The sequence below is a fragment of the Nocardiopsis sp. NPDC055824 genome (genome assembly GCF_053616335.1).
On record NZ_JBSHDN010000006.1, the window covers coordinates 66,102 to 84,265 of the forward strand.

The following is an 18,164-nucleotide window of genomic DNA, read 5'->3' on the forward strand; positions in this document are numbered from 1 at the left end:
CGGAGGGGGACCGGCCAGTGGTCGCGCCTTGCGTATTTTCGGGACGGCGGTCCGGAATCGGTGATTTTGCGAGTGTGTACTCGCGTGGTTGACCGGTGGTCGTTGAAACCGATATGTCGAAATCGTGACGGTTCGAAACAACAGGCACCCCCCTGACGTTCCGTGCCCCGCTGCGGGTGCGGCGCCGTGGGGAACGGCTGCGCCATCACGGTGCAGGACGGGAAGGACGGCCAGTGAACGACGTCAGCGGGGCCCGGCCCCTGACCTTCGGGCAGGAGCGCCTGTGGTGGCTCCAGCAGCTCGACCCGCACGACGTCAGCCACAACCTGGTCCTGCGCCTGGACTTCGACCCGGGTGTCGCGGAGAACGCCCTGCGTGCGGCCCTGGACCGCCTCGTCGAGCGGCACGAGGTCCTGAGGACGGCCTACTCCGCCGACGCGGAGGGGGTCCCCCGGCAGCACGTCCTCACGGCGTTCACCCTGGAACCGGACCACGCGCGCGCCGACTCGGGCGAGGCCGTCCGGGACGCGGTCCGCGCAGCAGCCGCGCGGCCCTTCGACCTCCAGGGCGCCCCGCCGCTGCGGGCGCTGGTCGTCCGCCGCGCCGGCGGACCGGACACCTTCGCCCTGGTCGTCCACCACCTGGTGGTGGACGGGCGGTCCCTGGACATCCTGGAGCGCGACCTGCGGGCCCTCTACGGCGCCGCCCTGTCCGGAGGCGACGCGGGACTCGCGCCGGCGCCCGCCCGGTTCTCGGACGTGGCCGCGGCGCAGCGCACGCCCGACGCCGTCGCCGGGCTGTCCGAGCACGTGGACCACTGGCGCCGGGAACTCCAGGGCTTCGAACGCCTGGAGCTGCCGACCGACACGCCCCGTTCCGACGACTCCGCCCCCGAGGCGGACCGGGTGCGCTTCGAGCTGTCGCCGCAGGCCACCGCCGCACTGCACCGGTTCGCCCTGCGCATGCGGGCGGCCCCCTCCAGCGTCCTGGCGGCCGCGTTCCAGTTCCTCCTGGCCAGGCAGTCGGGGCAGACCGACGTCACCATCGGCACGGTCTTCACCGGCCGCACCGGCCCCGACCTCCAGGACGTCGTCGGCTTCCTCGTCAACACCACAGCCCTGCGCGCGGACCTGTCCGGGGTGCGGACCAGCGCCGAACTGGTACGCCTCGTGCAGGGCGGGCTGGCGCGGGCCCAGGCGCACCAGCACGCCCCGTTCGAGCGGGTGGCCGCGGCGGCGACGACCGCGCGCGACTCCCACCGCAACCCCGTCTTCGACGTGGTCTACGTCCACCACGGCGGTCCCGCCGATCCGGGCGGACCCGAGGGGGACCGGGGCGTCGCACGGGTTCCGTGGAACGGTTCGGCGGCCCAGTTCGACCTGGAGTTCAGCACGGCAGTGGCCGACGGCTGCCTCCGGGGAGTCCTGACGTACCGCACCGACCTGTGGCGGCGTTCGACCGTCGAGGCGATGGCCGAGCGCCTGCGCAGGTCGATCGAGCTGGTCATCTCCGGCCCCGACACCGCGATCTGGCAGTGCGACCTGCTGTCGGCCGAGGAGCGCCGTCAGTTGGTGGAGGGCTGGAACGGGCCCCGCGCGGAGGCTGCTTCGGCGTCCTTGGCCGGGCTGTTCGAGGCGCAGGTCGCGCGGTCCCCGGAGGCGCCCGCGGTCGTCACCGACGAGGGGGTGACCACCTATGCCGAGCTCAACGCGCGGGTGAACCGGTTGGTCCACGAGCTGGTGGCCAGGGGTGTGCGGGGCGAGGACCGGGTGGCGGTCCTGTTGCCGCGCGGCGTGGAGATGGTGGTGTGCGCGCTGGCGGTGCTCAAGGCCGGTGCGGCCTATGTGCCGGTGGATCCGGAGTTCCCGGCCGAGCGCGTCCGCTTCATCCTGGAGGACGCCCGGCCCCGGGTGGTGCTGGACGAGGGGTTCCTGGCCGCGGTGGACCTGGCCGCCCGGTCGGAGGAGAATCCGGCTGCCGCCGGGTGCCCTGCTGCGGGTGCGGTGCAGGTGCTCTACACCTCGGGTTCGACGGGTCGGCCCAAGGGGGTGACCGTCACCGGCGGCGCGCTGGTGAACCTGCTGTTGTCGGTGAAGCGACATCTGTCCTTCACCGAGCGCGACCGCTTCCTGGCCAGCACCACGTTCGGTTTCGACATCGCCGCCGTCGAGGTGTACCTGCCGCTGGTGTGCGGCGGCGCGACGGTCCTGGTGACGCGTGACGCGCTGCTGGACCCCCGCAAGCTGTCCGAGGCGGTCTCCACGCACGGTGTCACCCACATGCAGGCCACCCCCAGCTTGTGGAGGACCCTGCTCGAGGCGGGGGTCGACCTGTCCGGCGTGCATGCCGTGACGGCGGGGGAGCCCGTCACACGGGAACTGGCCGACGCGCTGACCTCGGCCTCGCGGGGCGTGACCAACGGCTACGGGCCCACCGAGACCACGGTCTACTCGACCACCTGCCGCCTGTCCGCGGACGCCCCGGTGACCATCGGCACCGCGGTCGACAACACGCGGGTGTACGTGCTGGACGGTGCGTTGGCGCCCGTGCCGGTAGGGGTCGAGGGCGAGTTGTACATCGCGGGCGCGGGTGTGGCGCGCGGGTACCACGAGCGTCCCGGCCTCACGGCGGGCCGGTTCGTGGCCGACCCCTACGGTGAGCCGGGTTCGCGGATGTACCGCACCGGTGACGTGGTCCGGTGGAGTCCCGAGGGCGCCCTGGAGTACGTGGGGCGCTCCGACTTCCAGGTCAAGCTGCGTGGTTTCCGCATCGATCCGGGTGAGGTGGAGGCTGTCCTGGCGGCGCACCCGCAGGTTGCGCGAGCGGTGGTGGTGCTGCGCGAGGACACCCCCGGGGAGAAGCGCCTGGTGGCCTACCACGTTCCCGTCGAGGGTGCGGAGGCCCCGGAGAACGGGGAACTGCGCCGCCTGGCGACCCGGGAACTGCCCGCCTACATGGTTCCGTCGGCGTTCGTGGCCCTGGAGGCGTTCCCGCTGACGCCGAACGGCAAGGTGGACCGGGCCGCACTGCCGGCCCCCGAGGCCGGGGACACGGTCGGACGGGGGCCGCGCACCGCGCGGGAGGAGATCCTGTGCGGGTTGTTCGCCGAGGTGCTGGGCCTGACCGACGTCGGGGTCGACGACGGGTTCTTCGATCTGGGCGGGCACTCGCTGTTGGCGACCCGGCTGATCAGTCGGGTGCGGTCGGTGCTCGGCGGTGAGGTGGGGGTGCGGGAGTTCTTCGACCGGCCGACGGTGGCCGGGGTCGCCCGCCTGCTGGAGCGCGAGGGCGGGAGTACACGTGCGGCGCTGGTGGCGGGGGAGCGTCCGGAGCGGGTGCCGTTGTCGTTCGCGCAGCGCCGGCTGTGGTTCCTGAACCAGATGGAGGAGCCGGGGACCTACAACGTCCCGGTGGCGTTGCGGCTGCGGGGCGCGGTGGACGTGGAAGCGCTGCGCGCGGCCCTGGGCGATGTGCTCGGCCGTCACGAGAGTCTGCGGACGGTCTTCGTGCAGGACCGGGACCAGGTCCGGCAGCACGTCGTCACCGCCGAACAGGCGGGCGTCCCCCTGGAAACGGTCGACTCCGACCCGGCCGGAATCCCGGCCGCGCTCGCGGAGTTCGCCGTGGGCGGGTTCGACCTCTCCACGCAGCTGCCGTTGCGGGCCCGGCTGTACCGGGTGTCGGACGAGGAGAGCGTGCTCTGTGTGGTGGTGCACCACATCGCGTGCGACGGGTGGTCGATGGCGCCGCTGCTGGGCGACCTGGGCCGGGCCTACGACGCCCGATCGCGTGGTGGGATCCCCGTGTGGGCTCCGCTGCCGGTGCAGTACGCAGACTTCAGCCTGTGGCAGCGCCGGGAGCTGGGCGAGCAGTCCGACCCCGGCAGCGTCATGCACACCCAGCTGGAGTACTGGCGCCGTGCCCTGGAGGGCGCGCCGCAGGAGTTGGCGCTGCCGACCGACCGGTCCCGGCCGGCGGTGGCGTCCTGGCGTGGCGGCACCGTCGACCTCGACATCCCCGCCGAGGTGCACGAGGGCCTGGTCGGCCTGGCCCGGGAGTGCGGCGGGACGCTGTTCATGGTGCTCCAGGCGGGCTGGGCGGCGCTGCTCGGCCGGCTGGGCGCCGGAACCGACATCCCCGTCGGAACCGTGGTGGCCGGAAGGCCGGACGAAGCCCTGGAGGACCTGGTCGGGTTCTTCGTCAACACCCTGGTGCTGCGGACCGACGTCTCCGGCGACCCCACGCTGCGAGAGCTCGTCACGCGCGTCCGCGAGGGCGGTCTGGACGCTTTCGCGCACCAGGACGTGCCGTTCGAGTGGCTGGTGGAGGTCCTCAACCCGGAGCGTTCGGCCTCTCGGCATCCGCTCTTCCAGACGCTGCTGGTGATGCAGAACAACCGGCGGACCTCGCTCGCTCTGGAGGGGTTGGAGGTCGAGGAGTACCCGGTCGATTTCCGGGTGGCCAAGTTCGACCTCTCCCTGAGCGTGTACGAGGAGTTCGGGGAGGACGGCGATCGGGCGGGTCTGGGCGGACACCTGGAGTTCGCCGAGGACCTGTTCGACCGTTCCACGGCCGAGCGGATCGTGCGCTGGTACGCGGCGGTGCTGGCCGAGATGGCCCGCGACGGCTCGGTCCGGGTCGGCCGGGTCGAGCTGCTCTCCCCCGGCGAGCGCGATCAGTTGGTGGAGGGGTGGAACGGGCCTCGTGTGGAAGCCGTTCCCGCGTCCTTGGCCGGGCTGTTCGAGGAGCAGGCCGCGCGGTCCCCGGAGGCTCCCGCGATCGTCACCGACGAGGGAGTGACCACCTACGCCGATCTCAACGCGCGGGTGAACCGGTTGGCCCACGAGCTGGTGGCCAGGGGTGTGCGGGGCGAGGACCGCGTCGCGGTCCTGCTGCCGCGCGGTGTGGACATGGTGGTGTGTGCTCTGGCGGTGCTCAAGGCCGGCGCTGCCTATGTGCCGGTGGACCCGGAGTTCCCCGCCGAGCGCATCCGGTACATCCTGGAGGACGCCCGGCCCCGCGTGGTCCTGGACGAGGACCTCGTGGGACGGATGGACCTCACCGCCCGCTCTGCCGCGAATCCCGAGTCCGTGGGATGCGCGGGGGCGGGCGCGGTGCAGGTGCTCTACACCTCCGGTTCGACGGGGCGGCCCAAGGGGGTCACCGTCACCGGCGGCGCGCTGGTGAACCTGCTGATGTCGGTGAAGCGGGACCTGCCCTTCACCGAGCACGACCGCTTCCTGGCCAGCACCACGTTCGGTTTCGACATCTCCTCCATCGAGATCTATCTGCCGCTGGTGTGCGGCGGCGCGACGGTCCTGGTGACGCGCGAGGACCTGTTGGACCCCCGGCGGCTCGCGGGCATGGTTTCCACGCACGGTGTCACCCACATGCAGGCCACCCCCAGCCTGTGGTCGACCCTGCTGGAGGCCGGCATCGACCTGTCCGGCGTGCACGTTGTCACGGGAGGAGAAGCGGCCACCCCGGAGCTGGTCCGTGCACTGGCCTCCGCGGCCCGGGGCGTGACCAACGGCTACGGGCCCACCGAGACCACGGTCTACTCCACGACCTGCCGCCTGTCCGAGGACGACCCGGTGACCATCGGCACCGCTATCGACAACACACGGGTGTATGTGCTGGACGACGCGTTGGCGCCTGTGCCGGTCGGTGTCGCGGGCGAGCTCTATATCGCGGGTGCCGGGGTCGTGCGCGGCTACCACGAGCGTCCCGGTCTGACCGCCGGGCGGTTCGTCGCCGACCCTTATGGTGAGCCGGGTGCGCGGATGTACCGCACCGGTGATCTGGTGCGGTGGAATTCCGAGGGCGCGCTGGAGTACGTGGGGCGCTCCGACTTCCAGGTGAAGATCCGCGGCTTCCGGGTCGAGCTGGGGGAGATCGAAGCGGTTCTGCGCGGCTGTCCGGGTGTGGAACAGGCTGTCGTCGTCGTGCACGAGGACGCGGGCGGTGAGCGGCGCCTGGTCGGGTACACCGTCCCTGCGGCGGGCCGGGTCCTGGACGCGGACGACATCCGGAGCCGGACGGAGTCGATGCTCCCCGGCTACATGGTCCCGCTCGTGGTGCTGCTCGACGCGTTCGCGTTGACGCCGAACGGCAAGGTGGACCGGGCCGCACTGCCGGCCCCCGAGGCCGGGGACACGGTCGGACGGGGGCCGCGCACCGCGCGGGAGGAGATCCTGTGCGGGTTGTTCGCCGAGGTGCTGGGCCTGACCGACGTCGGGGTCGACGACGGGTTCTTCGATCTGGGCGGCCATTCGCTGTTGGCGACCCGGCTGATCAGTCGGGTGCGGTCGGTGCTCGGCGGTGAGGTGGGGGTGCGGGAGTTCTTCGACCGGCCGACGGTGGCCGGGGTCGCCCGCCTGCTGGAGCGCGAGGGCGGGAGTACACGTGCGGAGTTGGTGGCGGGGGAGCGTCCGGAGCGGGTGCCGTTGTCGTTCGCGCAGCGCCGGCTGTGGTTCCTGAACCAGATGGAGGAGCCGGGGACCTACAACGTCCCGGTGGCGTTGCGGCTGCGGGGCGCGGTGGACGTGGAAGCGCTGCGCGCGGCCCTGGGCGATGTGCTCGGCCGTCACGAGAGTCTGCGGACGGTGTTCGTGCAGGACCGGGACCAGGTCTGGCAGCACGTGCTCCCACCAGGGCAGACGGAAGCCTTCTTCGACATCGTGGACCGTGCGCCCGGTTCCGGGGCCGCGGACGGCGCTTCGGAGGGGATCGCGTCGTCGTTGGCGGAGTTCGCCGTGGGCGGGTTCGACCTCTCCGCGCAGCTGCCGTTGCGGGCCCGGCTGTACCGGGTGTCGGACGGCGAGAGTGTTCTCTGTGTGGTGGTGCACCACATCGCGTGCGACGGGTGGTCATTGGCGCCGCTGCTGGGCGACCTGAGTCGGGCCTATGAGGCCCGCACAGGCGGCCGGGTTCCCGGCTGGACTCCGCTGCCGGTGCAGTACGCCGACTTCAGCCTGTGGCAGCGTCGGGAACTGGGAGAGCAGGCCGATCCCGGCAGCGTCATGCACGCCCAGTCGGAGTACTGGCGTGGGGCTCTGCAGGGGGCGCCGCAGGAGTTGGCTCTGCCGACGGACCGGTCCCGGCCGGCGGTGGCGTCCTGGCGTGGCGACGCGGTCGGCCTCGACATCCCCGCGGAGGTGCACGAGGGCCTGGCCGGCCTGGCCCGGGAGTGCGGCGGGACGCTGTTCATGGTGCTCCAGGCGGGGTGGGCGGCGCTGCTCAGCAGGTTGGGCGCGGGCACCGACATTCCGGTGGGCACGGTGGTGGCGGGGCGTTCGGACGAAGCCCTGGAGGAGCTGGTCGGGTTCTTCGTCAACACCCTGGTGCTGCGGACCGACGTCTCCGGCGACCCCACGTTGCGGGAGCTGGTGGCCCGGGTGCGCGAGGGTGGATTGGACGCGTTCGCGCACCAGGACGTGCCGTTCGAGTGGCTGGTGGAGGCGCTCAACCCGGAGCGTTCGGCGTCCCGGCATCCGCTCTTCCAGACCCTGCTGGTGATGCAGAACAACCGGCGCTCCCCGCTGGAGCTCGCCGGGGTCGGGGTCGAGGAGTACCCGGTCGATTTCCGGGTGGCCAAGTTCGACCTCTCGCTGAACGTGTACGAGGAGTTCGGGCAGGACGGCGGCCGGGCGGGTCTGGTCGGACACCTGGAGTTCGCCGAGGACCTGTTCGACCGTTCCACGGCCGAGCGGCTGGCGCGCTGGTATACGGCGGTGCTGGCGGAGATGGCCCGGGACGGCTCGGTCCGGGTCGGCCAGGTCGAGCTGCTGTCGGCAGACGAGCGCCGTCAGCTGCTCCATACGTGGGGCCGGGGCGCACCGCACGCCGACGGGCAGAGCGCCACGGAGATCCTGCCCGAGCTGTTCGAGGCGCAGGTTGCCCGGACCCCCGAGGCTCCCGCGGTCGTCACCGACGAGGGGGTGACCACCTACGCCCAGCTCAACGCCCGGGTGAACCGGTTGGCCCGTGAACTCCTCGCGAGGGGGGTGGGGCCGGAGACACGGGTCGCCATCGCCCTGCCGCGATCCGTCGAGATGTTCGCCGCCGCGCTCGCCGTGCTCAAGGCGGGCGGAGCCTACGTCCCCGTCGACACCGACTACCCCCGTGAGCGCGTCGCGTTCATGCTCGCCGACGCGGCCCCCGCACTGGTGCTCACCACGGTCGCGGCCGACCCCGCGTCTCCGGCCGCACCTTCCCTGTGCCTGGACGACCCGCGGACCGCCGAGGCCGTGCGGAGCCGTGCGGAGCGGGACATCACCCAGGACGAACGCCCGGCCCCGCTCCGGCCCGAACACGCCGCCTACGTCATCTACACGTCCGGGTCCACCGGAACCCCGAAGGGCGCGGTCAACCACCACGCCGGTGTGGCCAACATGGCCCGCGCCACCATCCGTGCCCTGGAACTGGGCCCCGGCGACGTCGTCGCGCAGGTGGCCTCGTTCAGCTTCGACGCCGCCTCCGCCGAGTGGTGCCACGCCCTGTTGAGCGGCGCAGCGCTCGCGGTGGCCGCAGCCGACACCGTCCTGGCGGGCCAGGACCTGGTCGACTTCCTCGACGGTCACCGGGCCACCCACGCCCTCATCACCCCAGCGGTCCTGGGTTCCCTGCCCGAGACCGCGCCCGCCGTGCTCACCGGACTCCGCTCGCTGGCCTCGGGCGGGGAGGCGTGCTCGACCGAGCTGGTGGAGCGCTGGGCCGAGGGCCGGCGCATGGTCAACGCCTACGGTCCGACCGAGGCCGCGGTCTGCTCCACCTTGAGCGACCCGCTCAAGGGAAGCCCCGGCCGTGTGCCCATCGGACGGCCCCTGTCCGGCACGCGGGTGTATGTGCTGGACGACGCGCTGGCGCCCGTGCCGGTCGGTGTCGCGGGCGAGCTCTATATCGCGGGTGCGGGGGTGGCGCGCGGCTACCACGAGCGTCCGGGGCTGACGGCCGGGCGGTTCGTCGCCGATCCGTTCGGTGAGCCGGGTTCGCGGATGTACCGCACGGGTGACGTGGTCCGGTGGAGTTCCGAGGGCGCCCTGGAGTACGTGGGGCGCTCGGACTTCCAGGTGAAGATCCGCGGCTTCCGGATCGAGCTGGGGGAGATCGAAGCGGCTCTGCACCGTTGTCCGGGTGTGGAGCAGGCCGTCGTCGTCGTACGTGAGGACACGGGCGGTGGGCGCCGTCTGGTCGGGTACGCCGTCCCGCCGGCGGGACACGGCTTGGACACGGACGGTATCCGGAGCCGACTGGCCGGGGAACTGCCCGCCTATATGGTTCCGTCGGCGTTCGTGGCACTGGAGGCGTTCCCGCTGACGCCGAACGGCAAGGTGGACCGGGCGGCGCTGCCCGCTCCCGAGGCTGTGGCGGTGGCAAGTCGGGCCCCGCGTACGGCACGGGAGGAGATCTTGTGCGGGCTGTTCGCCGAGGTGCTGGACCGTCCCGACGTCGGGATCGACGACGGGTTCTTCGACCTGGGCGGCCACTCACTGCTCGCGACCCGGCTGATCAGCCGGATACGGACGGTGCTCGGCGGTGAGGTGGGGGTGCGGGAGTTCTTCGACCGGCCGACGGTGGCCGGGGTCGCCGGCTTGTTGGAGCGCGAGGGCGGGCGTGCGCGTGCGGAGTTGGTCGCGGGGGAGCGTCCGGAGCGGGTACCGCTGTCCTTCGCCCAGCGCCGGCTGTGGTTCCTGAACCAGATGGAGGAGCCGGGGACCTACAACATTCCCGTGGCGCTGCGGCTGCGGGGTGCGGTGGACGAGGAGGCCCTGCGCGCGGCGCTGGGCGATGTGCTCGGCCGTCACGAGAGTCTGCGGACGGTCTTCGTGCAGGGCCAGGACCAGGTCTGGCAACACGTGCTCCCTGCAGAGCAGACCCCGGCGCCGCTGGAGATCGTCGACCGCGAGTCGGGGGAAGACGTCGCCGGACTGACGGGGTTCGTCGCGCGCGGTTTCGACCTGTCGGTGGAACCTCCCGTGCGTGCCCGGCTGTACCGGTTGTCGGACGAGGAGAGCGTGCTCTGCGTGGTGGTGCACCACATCGCGTGCGACGGGTGGTCACTGGCACCGCTGCTGGATGATCTGAGCCGGGCCTATCGGTCTCGCGCACGCGGCCGGGTCCCCGACTGGTCGCCGCTGCCGGTGCAGTACGCCGACTTCAGCCTGTGGCAGCGCCGGGATCTGGGTGATCAGTCCGACCCCGGCAGCGTCATGCACACCCAGCTGGAGTACTGGCGCCGTGCCCTGGAAGGGGCGCCGCAGGAGTTGGCGCTGCCCACCGACCGGCCCCGCCCGGCGGTGGCGTCCTGGCGTGGCGGCACCGTCGATCTCGCCCTTCCCGCGGAGGTGCACGAGGGCCTGGTCGGCCTGGCCCGGGAGTGCGGCGGGACGCTGTTCATGGTGCTCCAGGCGGGCTGGGCGGCGCTGCTCGGCCGGCTGGGCGCGGGTACCGACATCCCCGTGGGGACGGTGGTGGCGGGGCGTTCGGACGAGGCGTTGGAGGACCTGGTCGGGTTCTTCGTCAACACCCTGGTGCTGCGGACCGACGTCTCCGGCGACCCCACGTTGCGCGAACTCGTCATGCGCGTCCGGGAAAGGGGTCTGGACGCTTTCGCGCACCAGGACGTGCCGTTCGAGTGGCTGGTGGAGGCGCTCAACCCGGAGCGTTCGGCGTCCCGGCATCCGCTCTTCCAGACGCTGCTGGTGATGCAGAACAACCGGCGGACCTCGCCGGCTCTGGAGGGGTTGGAGGTCGAGGAGTACCCGGTCGATTTCCGGGTGGCCAAGTTCGACCTCTCCCTGAGCGCACACGAGGAGTTCGACGAACAGGGTGCGCGAGCGGGTCTGGTCGGCCGGTTGGAGTTCGCCGAGGACCTGTTCGACCGTTCCACGGCCGAGCGGATCGTGCGCTGGTACGCGGCGGTATTGGCGGAGATGGCCCGGGACGGCTCGGTCCGGGTCGGCCGGGTCGAGCTGTTGTCGGCCGACGAGCGCCGTCAGCTGCTGCACACGTGGGGCCGGGGCGCACCGCACGCCGACGGACCGACCTCCGCGGAGAGCCTGGCCGGGCTGTTCGAGGCGCAGGCTGCGCGGTCCCCGGAGGCGCCCGCGGTCGTCACCGACGAGGGGGTGACCACCTATGCCGAGCTCAACGCGCGGGTGAACCGGTTGGCCCACGAGCTGGTGGCCGGGGGTGTGCGGGGTGAGGACCGGGTGGTGGTCCTGGTGCCCCGGGGTGTGGACATGGTGGTCTGTGCTCTGGCGGTGCTCAAGGCCGGTGCGGCGTACGTGCCGGTGGATCCGGAGTTCCCTCCCGAGCGCATCCGTTTCATTCTGGAGGACGCGCGTCCGCGTGTGGTGCTGGACGAGGGGTTCCTGGCCGCGGCGGACCTGTCGGGGCGGTCGGTGGAGAATCCGGCTGCCACCGGATGCACGGGGGCGGGTGCGGTGCAGGTGCTCTACACCTCGGGTTCCACGGGGCGGCCCAAGGGCGTGACCGTCACCGGCGGCTCACTCGTGAACCTGCTGCTGTCGGTGAAGCGACATCTGTCCTTCACCGAGCGCGACCGCTTCCTGGCCAGTACCACGTTCGGTTTCGACATCGCCGCCGTCGAGGTGTACCTGCCGCTGGTGTGCGGCGGCGCGACGGTCCTGGTGTCCCGCGAGGACCTGTTGGACCCCCGGCGGCTCGCGGGCATGATCGACCGGCACGGTGTCACCCACATGCAGGCCACCCCCAGTCTGTGGAGGACCCTGCTGGAGGCCGGCATCGACCTGTCCGGCGTGCATGTGGTGACGGCGGGGGAGCCCGTCACCCGGGAACTGGCCGACGTGCTGGCCTCCGCAGCCCGACGGGTGACCAACGGGTACGGGCCCACCGAGACCACGGTCTACTCCACGACCTGCCGCCTGCACGCCGACGCTCCCGTGACCATCGGCGTCCCGATCGACAACACCCGCGCCTACGTCCTGGACGGCAGCCTGAACCCCACCGTCCCCGGAGTGCCCGGCGAGCTCTATATCGCGGGTGCGGGGGTGGCGCGCGGCTATCACGAGCGCCCTGGCCTGACGGCCGGGCGGTTCGTCGCCGACCCTTATGGTGAGCCGGGTTCGCGGATGTACCGCACGGGTGACGTGGTCCGGTGGAGTTCCGAGGGCGCCCTGGAGTACGTGGGGCGCTCGGACTTCCAGGTGAAGATCCGCGGCTTCCGGGTCGAACCGGGGGAGGTCGAAGCGGTCCTGGCGGCGCATCCGGATGTCGCACGGGCGGTGGTGGTGCTGCGCGAGGACACCCCCGGGGAGAAGCGCCTGGTGGCCTACCACGTTCCCGTCGAGGGCGCGGCGGCCCCGGAGAACGGGGAACTGCGCCGCCTGGCGACCCGGGAACTGCCCGCCTACATGGTTCCGTCGGCGTTCGTGGCCCTGGAGGCGTTCCCGCTGACGCCGAACGGCAAGGTGGACCGGGCGGCGCTGCCCGCCCCCGAGGCCGAGATCGCGGTCGGGCGGGCCCCGCGCACCGCGCGGGAGGAGATCCTGTGCGGGCTGTTCGCCGAGGTGCTGGACCGTCCCGACGTCGGGATCGACGACGGGTTCTTCGACCTGGGCGGCCACTCACTGCTCGCGACCCGGCTGATCAGCCGGATACGGACGGTGCTCGGCGCGACCGTCGACCTGCCCGCCTTCTTCCGCTCCCCGACCGTCGCGGGCATCTCCGAGGCCGTCGCCGAGGAGGGCGGACGGCTCCGGCCGCACCGTCCCGGTTCCCAGGCGCCCCTGCTGGCCCTGCGCGGCGGCGGAACCCTGCCCCCGCTGTACTGCGTACACCCGGTGACCGGCCTGAGCTGGTGCTACGCCGCTCTCGCCGAAGGCCTGGGCGACCGTCCCGTGTACGGGATCCAGGCCGGGGGGACCGACGGCGCGGGCGGCGCCCCGCAGACGGCCGCCGACCTGGTCACCGACTACCTGGCCCAGATCCGCTCCGTCCAGCCGCACGGCCCCTACCACCTGCTCGGCTGGTCCCTGGGCGGGAACATCGCCCACGCGCTGGCCTGCGCCCTCCAGGAACAGGGGGAGGAGGTGGCGGTCCTGGCACTGCTGGACTCCTACCCGCACGAGGCCGAGGGCGTCGGCTGGCAGGACGGGATCGGGCCCCAGGAGGTCGCCCGCCTCATGGGCGCGACGGAGGCCGCGCCCGCGCTCGGGGAGGCGGACCTCGACGCCCTCACCCGCACCGCGAACCGGCTCCTGCGCATCGTGGCCGAGCGGCCCACCGCCCGCTTCGAGGGCGACATGTTGTTCTTCGCGGCGACCCGGGGGCGCGGCCGGGGCGCCCCGTCGACGCGGGCGTGGGACCCGCACGTCAGCGGCCGTGTGGAGCGTCACGACATCGACGCCGAGCACGCCCGGATGACCGACCGCGAACCCCTCGGCGCCGTCAGGAAGATCCTGGACGGCGTGCTCGCGGACCCGTGAGCCGTCCCGCGCAGGACGACCACCCGCACACGACCACACCCGTGGAGGAGAACGCGATGACCAACCCGTTCGACGCCGAGGACGGTACCTTCCTCGTGCTCAGGAACGCCGAGGGGCAGTACTCGCTGTGGCCCGGGCACATCGCGGTGCCCGCCGGCTGGGAGAGCGTGTTCGGTCCGGCCTGCCGGGAGGAGTGCACCCGGCACATCGACAGCGAGTGGACCGACATGCGGCCCGCGAGCCTGGTCCGGCAGGCGGAAGCCGGCGCCTGAGCGCCCGCCGCGCCGCCCCGGCCCCGTACCGAGAACAGGAGCACGGGATGCCCATCGTTTCCGCGCCGCACGAACTGCTGGAGTCCGACGTCTACGTCGACCTCACGTCCGTGACCGGCCGCGAGATCTACCTGAAGTGCGAGGGCTTCAACTTCGGAGGCTCCGTCAAGCTCCGCACGGCCGCGGCCATGGTGGCGGCCGCCGAGAAGGACGGGCTCCTGCGCCCGGACACGGTCCTGGTGGAGTCCTCCTCCGGCAACCTCGGCGTGGCTCTCAGCGTGGTCGCCGCCAGCAAGGGCCTGGTGTTCACGTGCGTGACCGACCGGCGCTGCAACCCCCACACGCTGCGGCTGATGAGGGCCCTGGGCACCGACGTCGTGGTGGTCGACGTCCCCGACCCCGTCGGCGGCCTCCTGGGCGCCAGGAAGGAGAGGGTCCGGCAGATGTGCCGCGGCGACGACCGGTACCTGTGGCTCAACCAGTACGAGAACCCGGCGAACTGGACGGCGCACTACGAGACGACCGCCGTCGAGATCGCCGGGCGCTTCCCCGATCTCGACGTCCTCTTCGTCGGCGCCGGGACCGGGGGCACCCTCGTTGGCTGCGCGCGGTACTTCCGCGAGCACGCGTCCCGTGTGCGGGTGGTGGCCGTCGACGCCCAGGGGTCGGCGAACTTCGGCGGCGAGCCCGGGCCGCGCCTCATCCCCGGACTCGGGTCGAGCACCCCGGCGCCGGCCCTGGAGCTGGCCTCCGTCGACGACGTGGTCCACGTGCCCGAACGGGAGGCCATCAGGACCTGCCGGGCCCTGTCCGCGCGCGGGTTCCTGTTCGGCGGGTCCACGGGAACGGTGGTGGGCGGGGCCCTGGACTGGCTCGACCGCCACGACCCGGAGCACCGCCTCAGGTCGGTGGCCGTGGCCCCCGACCTGGGGGACCGGTACCTCGAGACCGTCTACAGCGACCAGTGGGTCGACAAGAACTTCGGGGACGAGACCCTCCGGCCCTCCGCCGGGGGTTCCACGACGCCGCACGGCAAGGAGGGGCAGTGAACACACAGGGCCCGGACGTGTACGCCGTCCCTCTCACGTCCAGACTCGGTACGCCCGTCCACGTCCGTGACCTGGACGACCCCAGGGTCCGCGAGAACCTCGGCGCGCTGGAGGAGCAGGGCATCCGGGAGGTGCGCGTGTCCTCGGACTCCACCCTGGAGATGGCGGTCGCGGTCACCCCGGGAGCCCCGGGGGGCGAGCAGCCGGACGTGTCCTACGAGGCGGTGGTGGTCTGCAACGACACGGACGAGGGGACGACACCCAGCGAGTGGGCCCAGGAGTTCCGCGCCGCGGCGAAGCTGCCCTCGACCCCGGTCCTCGTCGTCAGCGGCGACGCCTGCTCGAACTTCTCCTCGGGGACCGACGTGGCCAGGGGCCTGATCGCGTCGGGGCAGGCCGTGTCGGTCCTGCTGGTGACGGTCGACCGGATCGTCTCGGGAACCCGGCATCCTCCGATCAGCATGACGGTCTTCAGCGACGGGGCCGCCTCCTGCCTCATCACGCGGGAACCCGGTCCGGAGGCGTCCTTCCAGCTCCTGGGATCGGCGACCGAGCGCTGGCTGCCCCGGAAGGAGTGGTCGGGCCTGGCCGACGCGAGGGTGACCCTGACGGCCATGCGCACGGCCACGCGTCGGGTGGCACGGTACGCGGAGGAGGGCTTCCGCTACCTGGTGACCCCGAACTTCGGCAGCGCGACCCGCACCATGCTGTCGATGGCCGCCGCGATGCCGCACACGGAGCCCTATCCCGGGCTCGTCTCGACGGTGGGGCACTGCTTCTCGTCCGACGTGCCGATCAACCTGGCCGACCTCGCGGAGTCCGGCCGGATCGACGACGGTGACGCGGTCCTGGCCTGCGCCTCGAGCAGGGGCTCCCTGGCGGCCATGGCCCTGCGCTTCCGCGGGCCCTCCGGCCGCTGACCCGTCCCGGCCCCGCCGTGTGCGGGGCCGGGACGGATCAGCGTTTCGTGCACAGGTAGATGCGGGAGCGGCGGGGCCCGTGGCGCAGGTCGGCGGTCTCCACCTCCCGCGAGAACCGGTGCAGCAGCTCCTCGAAGGGGCCCGGGTCGTAGCGGTTCAGCCAGATGTAGCCCTCGTCGGTCTCGCGCCGCAGCAGCGCCTCGGGCGCCCTGGGCACCTGGAAGAAGCCGATGATCACGTGGGTGCGGGCCACCCGGAACATCTCCCGGACCGCCGTCTCGTAGTAGGGCAGGCACTCCAGCAGGTGGCGGGAGTTCACGACGTCGAAGGAGCCCTCGCCGAAGGCGAGGTCGGTGACGCTCATCTCCAGCCACCGCGCGCCCGGGTGCTCGGTCCGGCACGCGTCGAGGACCCGGGGGGAGACGTCGATGCCGGTGTAGTCCACGGGCAGGCCCGCGTCCCGCAGACCGGCGTAGGTCACGCCGGACATCACGCCGCAGTCCAGCAGTGTGCAGGAGGTGCCTGGGTAGAGCGCGCCGAGGCGCTCGGCGGTCCAGGCGTGGCCGGGGTCCTCGTCCCGCCCGTCCCTGCGCATGTGGTCGACGTCGGCGGTCCGGAGCCACAGGGGCGAGGGGACGTCACCCACGGCTCTCCTCCTCCTCGCGCAGGGCGTAGCTCCTGGCCAGGTCGGCCAGGTCGCCCACGGTCTGTGCCTGGAGGACGTCGACGATGTCGATGGAGGTGCCCAGCCTGTCCTCGATCGCGGCGACGATGCGCAGCAGCAGGACCGAGTTCACCTGGAGGTCGGCGAACGCGTCCTCGGGGGCGACCGACCGGGTCTCGAGTGCGTCGGCGACGATGCCGCCGACGAGGGCCTGGTAGTTCGTGTCGTCTGCGGACATGCTCCTCTTTCCGTGGAGGTGGGGACCGGTGCGTGCCCGGGCCGCGTCGGGTCAGAAGCCGTCGCCGGACAGTGCCCAGCCGATGCTGCGCAGCATCCGTTCGCGCTCCTGGAGCAGGAACAGGTGGCCGCCGGGGAACATCTCCACCCGGGCCGGTCCGTCGGTCAGCGCGGCCCAGCCGTGGAGGTGCTCCTCGGCCACCCGCGGGTCCCGCGTGCCGCCGAACACCGAGACGGGACAGCTCAGCGGCGGTCCGGGCCGGTAGCTGTATCCGGCGAAGAGGGACAGGTCGGCGCGGAAGGTGGGCAGCAGGAACGCGGTGAACTCCGGGTTGCGCAGCAGCTCCTCGGGGGTGGCGCCGAGCGCGCGCAGCTCCTCGACCAGCCCTTCGTCCGACAGGTCGGCCTCCGCCGGGGTGCGCGACCGGTGCAGGTGCAGGGCGCGGCAGCCCGACACGAACACGCGGACCGGCTCGAGGCCGTGCGTCAGCCGCAGCCTGCGGCACAGCTCCCAGCAGACGATGGCGCCCATGCTGTGGCCGAAGAACGCGAAGGGCCTGTCGAGCAGCGGCAGCAGCCCGGGGGTGAGGGCGTCCAGCAGGTCGTCGAGCCCGGGGACGGGCCGTTCGTGGAAGCGGTCCTCGCGTCCGGGCAGCTGGACGGCGAAGCCCTCGGCGCCCTCGGGAAGGCCGGCCCCCCAGCTCCGGTAGGCGGAGGCGCCCGCCCCCGCGTACGGGAAGAAGAAGAGGCGCAGCCCGCCGGGGGCGGTCGCCCCGGCCAGGGGGCGGACCCATTTCTGCGCGGTCCGGTGGGGAGTGGAGTGCATGGAGGGGCGGGGGTCCGTTCTGTGGGCGGGGGCGGAGCGGCAGACCCGGTCTGCGGGGCGTCCTCGGATCACCGCGGCGGACCGGTGCTTCGAATGCGTGCTCTCCGGTGCGTTCCCGGCGCCGGAAACAATGGCGGCGGCCCCTGCTCCTGGGCCGGTATTCGCACCACGGGCTGTCGTATCATAGTGGGCTCTCTCCGTTCGCGCCAGGGGTTGGATCGGGATTCCTCCGGTGCCGCAGCAGGGGATCGTTTTCCTTTCCGGGACAGGCCGCATGGAAACGGAACCGGGGCGCGCAGTCCTCGGATCACCCTGGTCCAGGGAAGCTTCGAAAGCCGCGAATCAGGATCATTCGGATAGGGGGACGGATTCGGAGGACGCGCAGGGGGAGATCGGCGGAGTGGAACCGGGAACCATATTCGTCAGGGTGCTCGAAACCGGAAAGACCCCGGCCGCGTGCGCGCGTTACACACGAACGGAGCACAAGCGCGAACCGGGTACGGGGGGCGAAAGACATCCGCGCTCCGGCAAACGGATTCTCTATTCCCATACCGTTCGGCCCGTCCTATACTCATGCCGTTCGACGAAGGGCCCGCACGCCAGGGGCCCCGCGGTGGAGTGTCCGGAAAGAGGGGGAGGTGCCCGATGACGGCGAAGCGTCGCGGAGTCTGCTCCGGCTTCTGACCCCCTGTCTCCCGGCAGCCGGTCCCGCCGACCGGGAGGA

7 protein-coding genes are annotated in these 18,164 nt (G+C 72.3%); 4 read left to right on the plus strand and 3 right to left on the minus strand.

The features are described from left to right. Positions 1–233: 233 nt before the first annotated feature. Genes ACWGL3_RS03210 through ACWGL3_RS03225 form a run of 4 tightly spaced genes read left to right on the plus strand, consistent with a single transcriptional unit; the run spans position 234 to position 15,713 of the window. Positions 234–13,472 (plus strand): amino acid adenylation domain-containing protein, encoded by a 13,239-nt coding sequence (locus ACWGL3_RS03210; RefSeq protein WP_452460748.1) that lies wholly within the window; start codon positions 234–236, stop codon positions 13,470–13,472. Beyond that, the gene (locus ACWGL3_RS03215; RefSeq protein WP_452460749.1) at positions 13,469–13,744 is read left to right on the plus strand and encodes an MbtH family protein; all 276 of its coding nucleotides are present in this window, start codon (positions 13,469–13,471) and stop codon (positions 13,742–13,744) included. Before ACWGL3_RS03210 ends, ACWGL3_RS03215 begins: the two co-directional genes overlap by 4 nt. 47 nt (positions 13,745–13,791) lie before the next feature. After that, complete coding sequence (gene sbnA, locus ACWGL3_RS03220; RefSeq protein ID WP_355010552.1) at positions 13,792–14,793, plus strand: 2,3-diaminopropionate biosynthesis protein SbnA; 1,002 nt, start codon at positions 13,792–13,794, stop codon at positions 14,791–14,793. Then, positions 14,790–15,713, plus strand: a complete 924-nt coding sequence (locus tag ACWGL3_RS03225; RefSeq protein WP_452460750.1) for a hypothetical protein — start codon at positions 14,790–14,792, stop codon at positions 15,711–15,713. The genes sbnA and ACWGL3_RS03225 overlap by 4 nt, the downstream gene beginning before the upstream one ends. 37 nt (positions 15,714–15,750) lie before the next feature. Here ACWGL3_RS03225 and ACWGL3_RS03230 read toward each other — a convergent pair whose 3' ends face one another. From ACWGL3_RS03230 to ACWGL3_RS03240, 3 genes are read right to left on the minus strand one after another with little or no spacing between them, the layout of a single operon-like run. Continuing rightward, complete coding sequence (locus tag ACWGL3_RS03230; protein WP_452460751.1) at positions 15,751–16,359, minus strand: class I SAM-dependent methyltransferase; 609 nt, start codon at positions 16,357–16,359, stop codon at positions 15,751–15,753. After that, entirely contained in the window at positions 16,352–16,615 is a 264-nt protein-coding gene (locus tag ACWGL3_RS03235; protein ID WP_267944972.1) for an acyl carrier protein, read from the minus strand. Before ACWGL3_RS03235 ends, ACWGL3_RS03230 begins: the two co-directional genes overlap by 8 nt. 51 nt (positions 16,616–16,666) lie before the next feature. After that, on the minus strand, positions 16,667–17,440 hold the full coding sequence (locus tag ACWGL3_RS03240) for a thioesterase II family protein (RefSeq protein ID WP_267944971.1): 774 nt from the start codon (positions 17,438–17,440) through the stop codon (positions 16,667–16,669). Between the last annotated feature and the right edge of the window lie 724 nt (positions 17,441–18,164).

Coding starts and splice junctions, on each gene's coding strand:
- ACWGL3_RS03235 (WP_267944972.1), bottom strand. CDS start 16,615: ATGTCCGCAGACGACACGAACTACCAGGCCCTCGTCGGCGGCATCGTC.
- sbnA (WP_355010552.1), top strand. CDS start 13,792: ATGCCCATCGTTTCCGCGCCGCACGAACTGCTGGAGTCCGACGTCTAC.
- ACWGL3_RS03240 (WP_267944971.1), bottom strand. CDS start 17,440: ATGCACTCCACTCCCCACCGGACCGCGCAGAAATGGGTCCGCCCCCTG.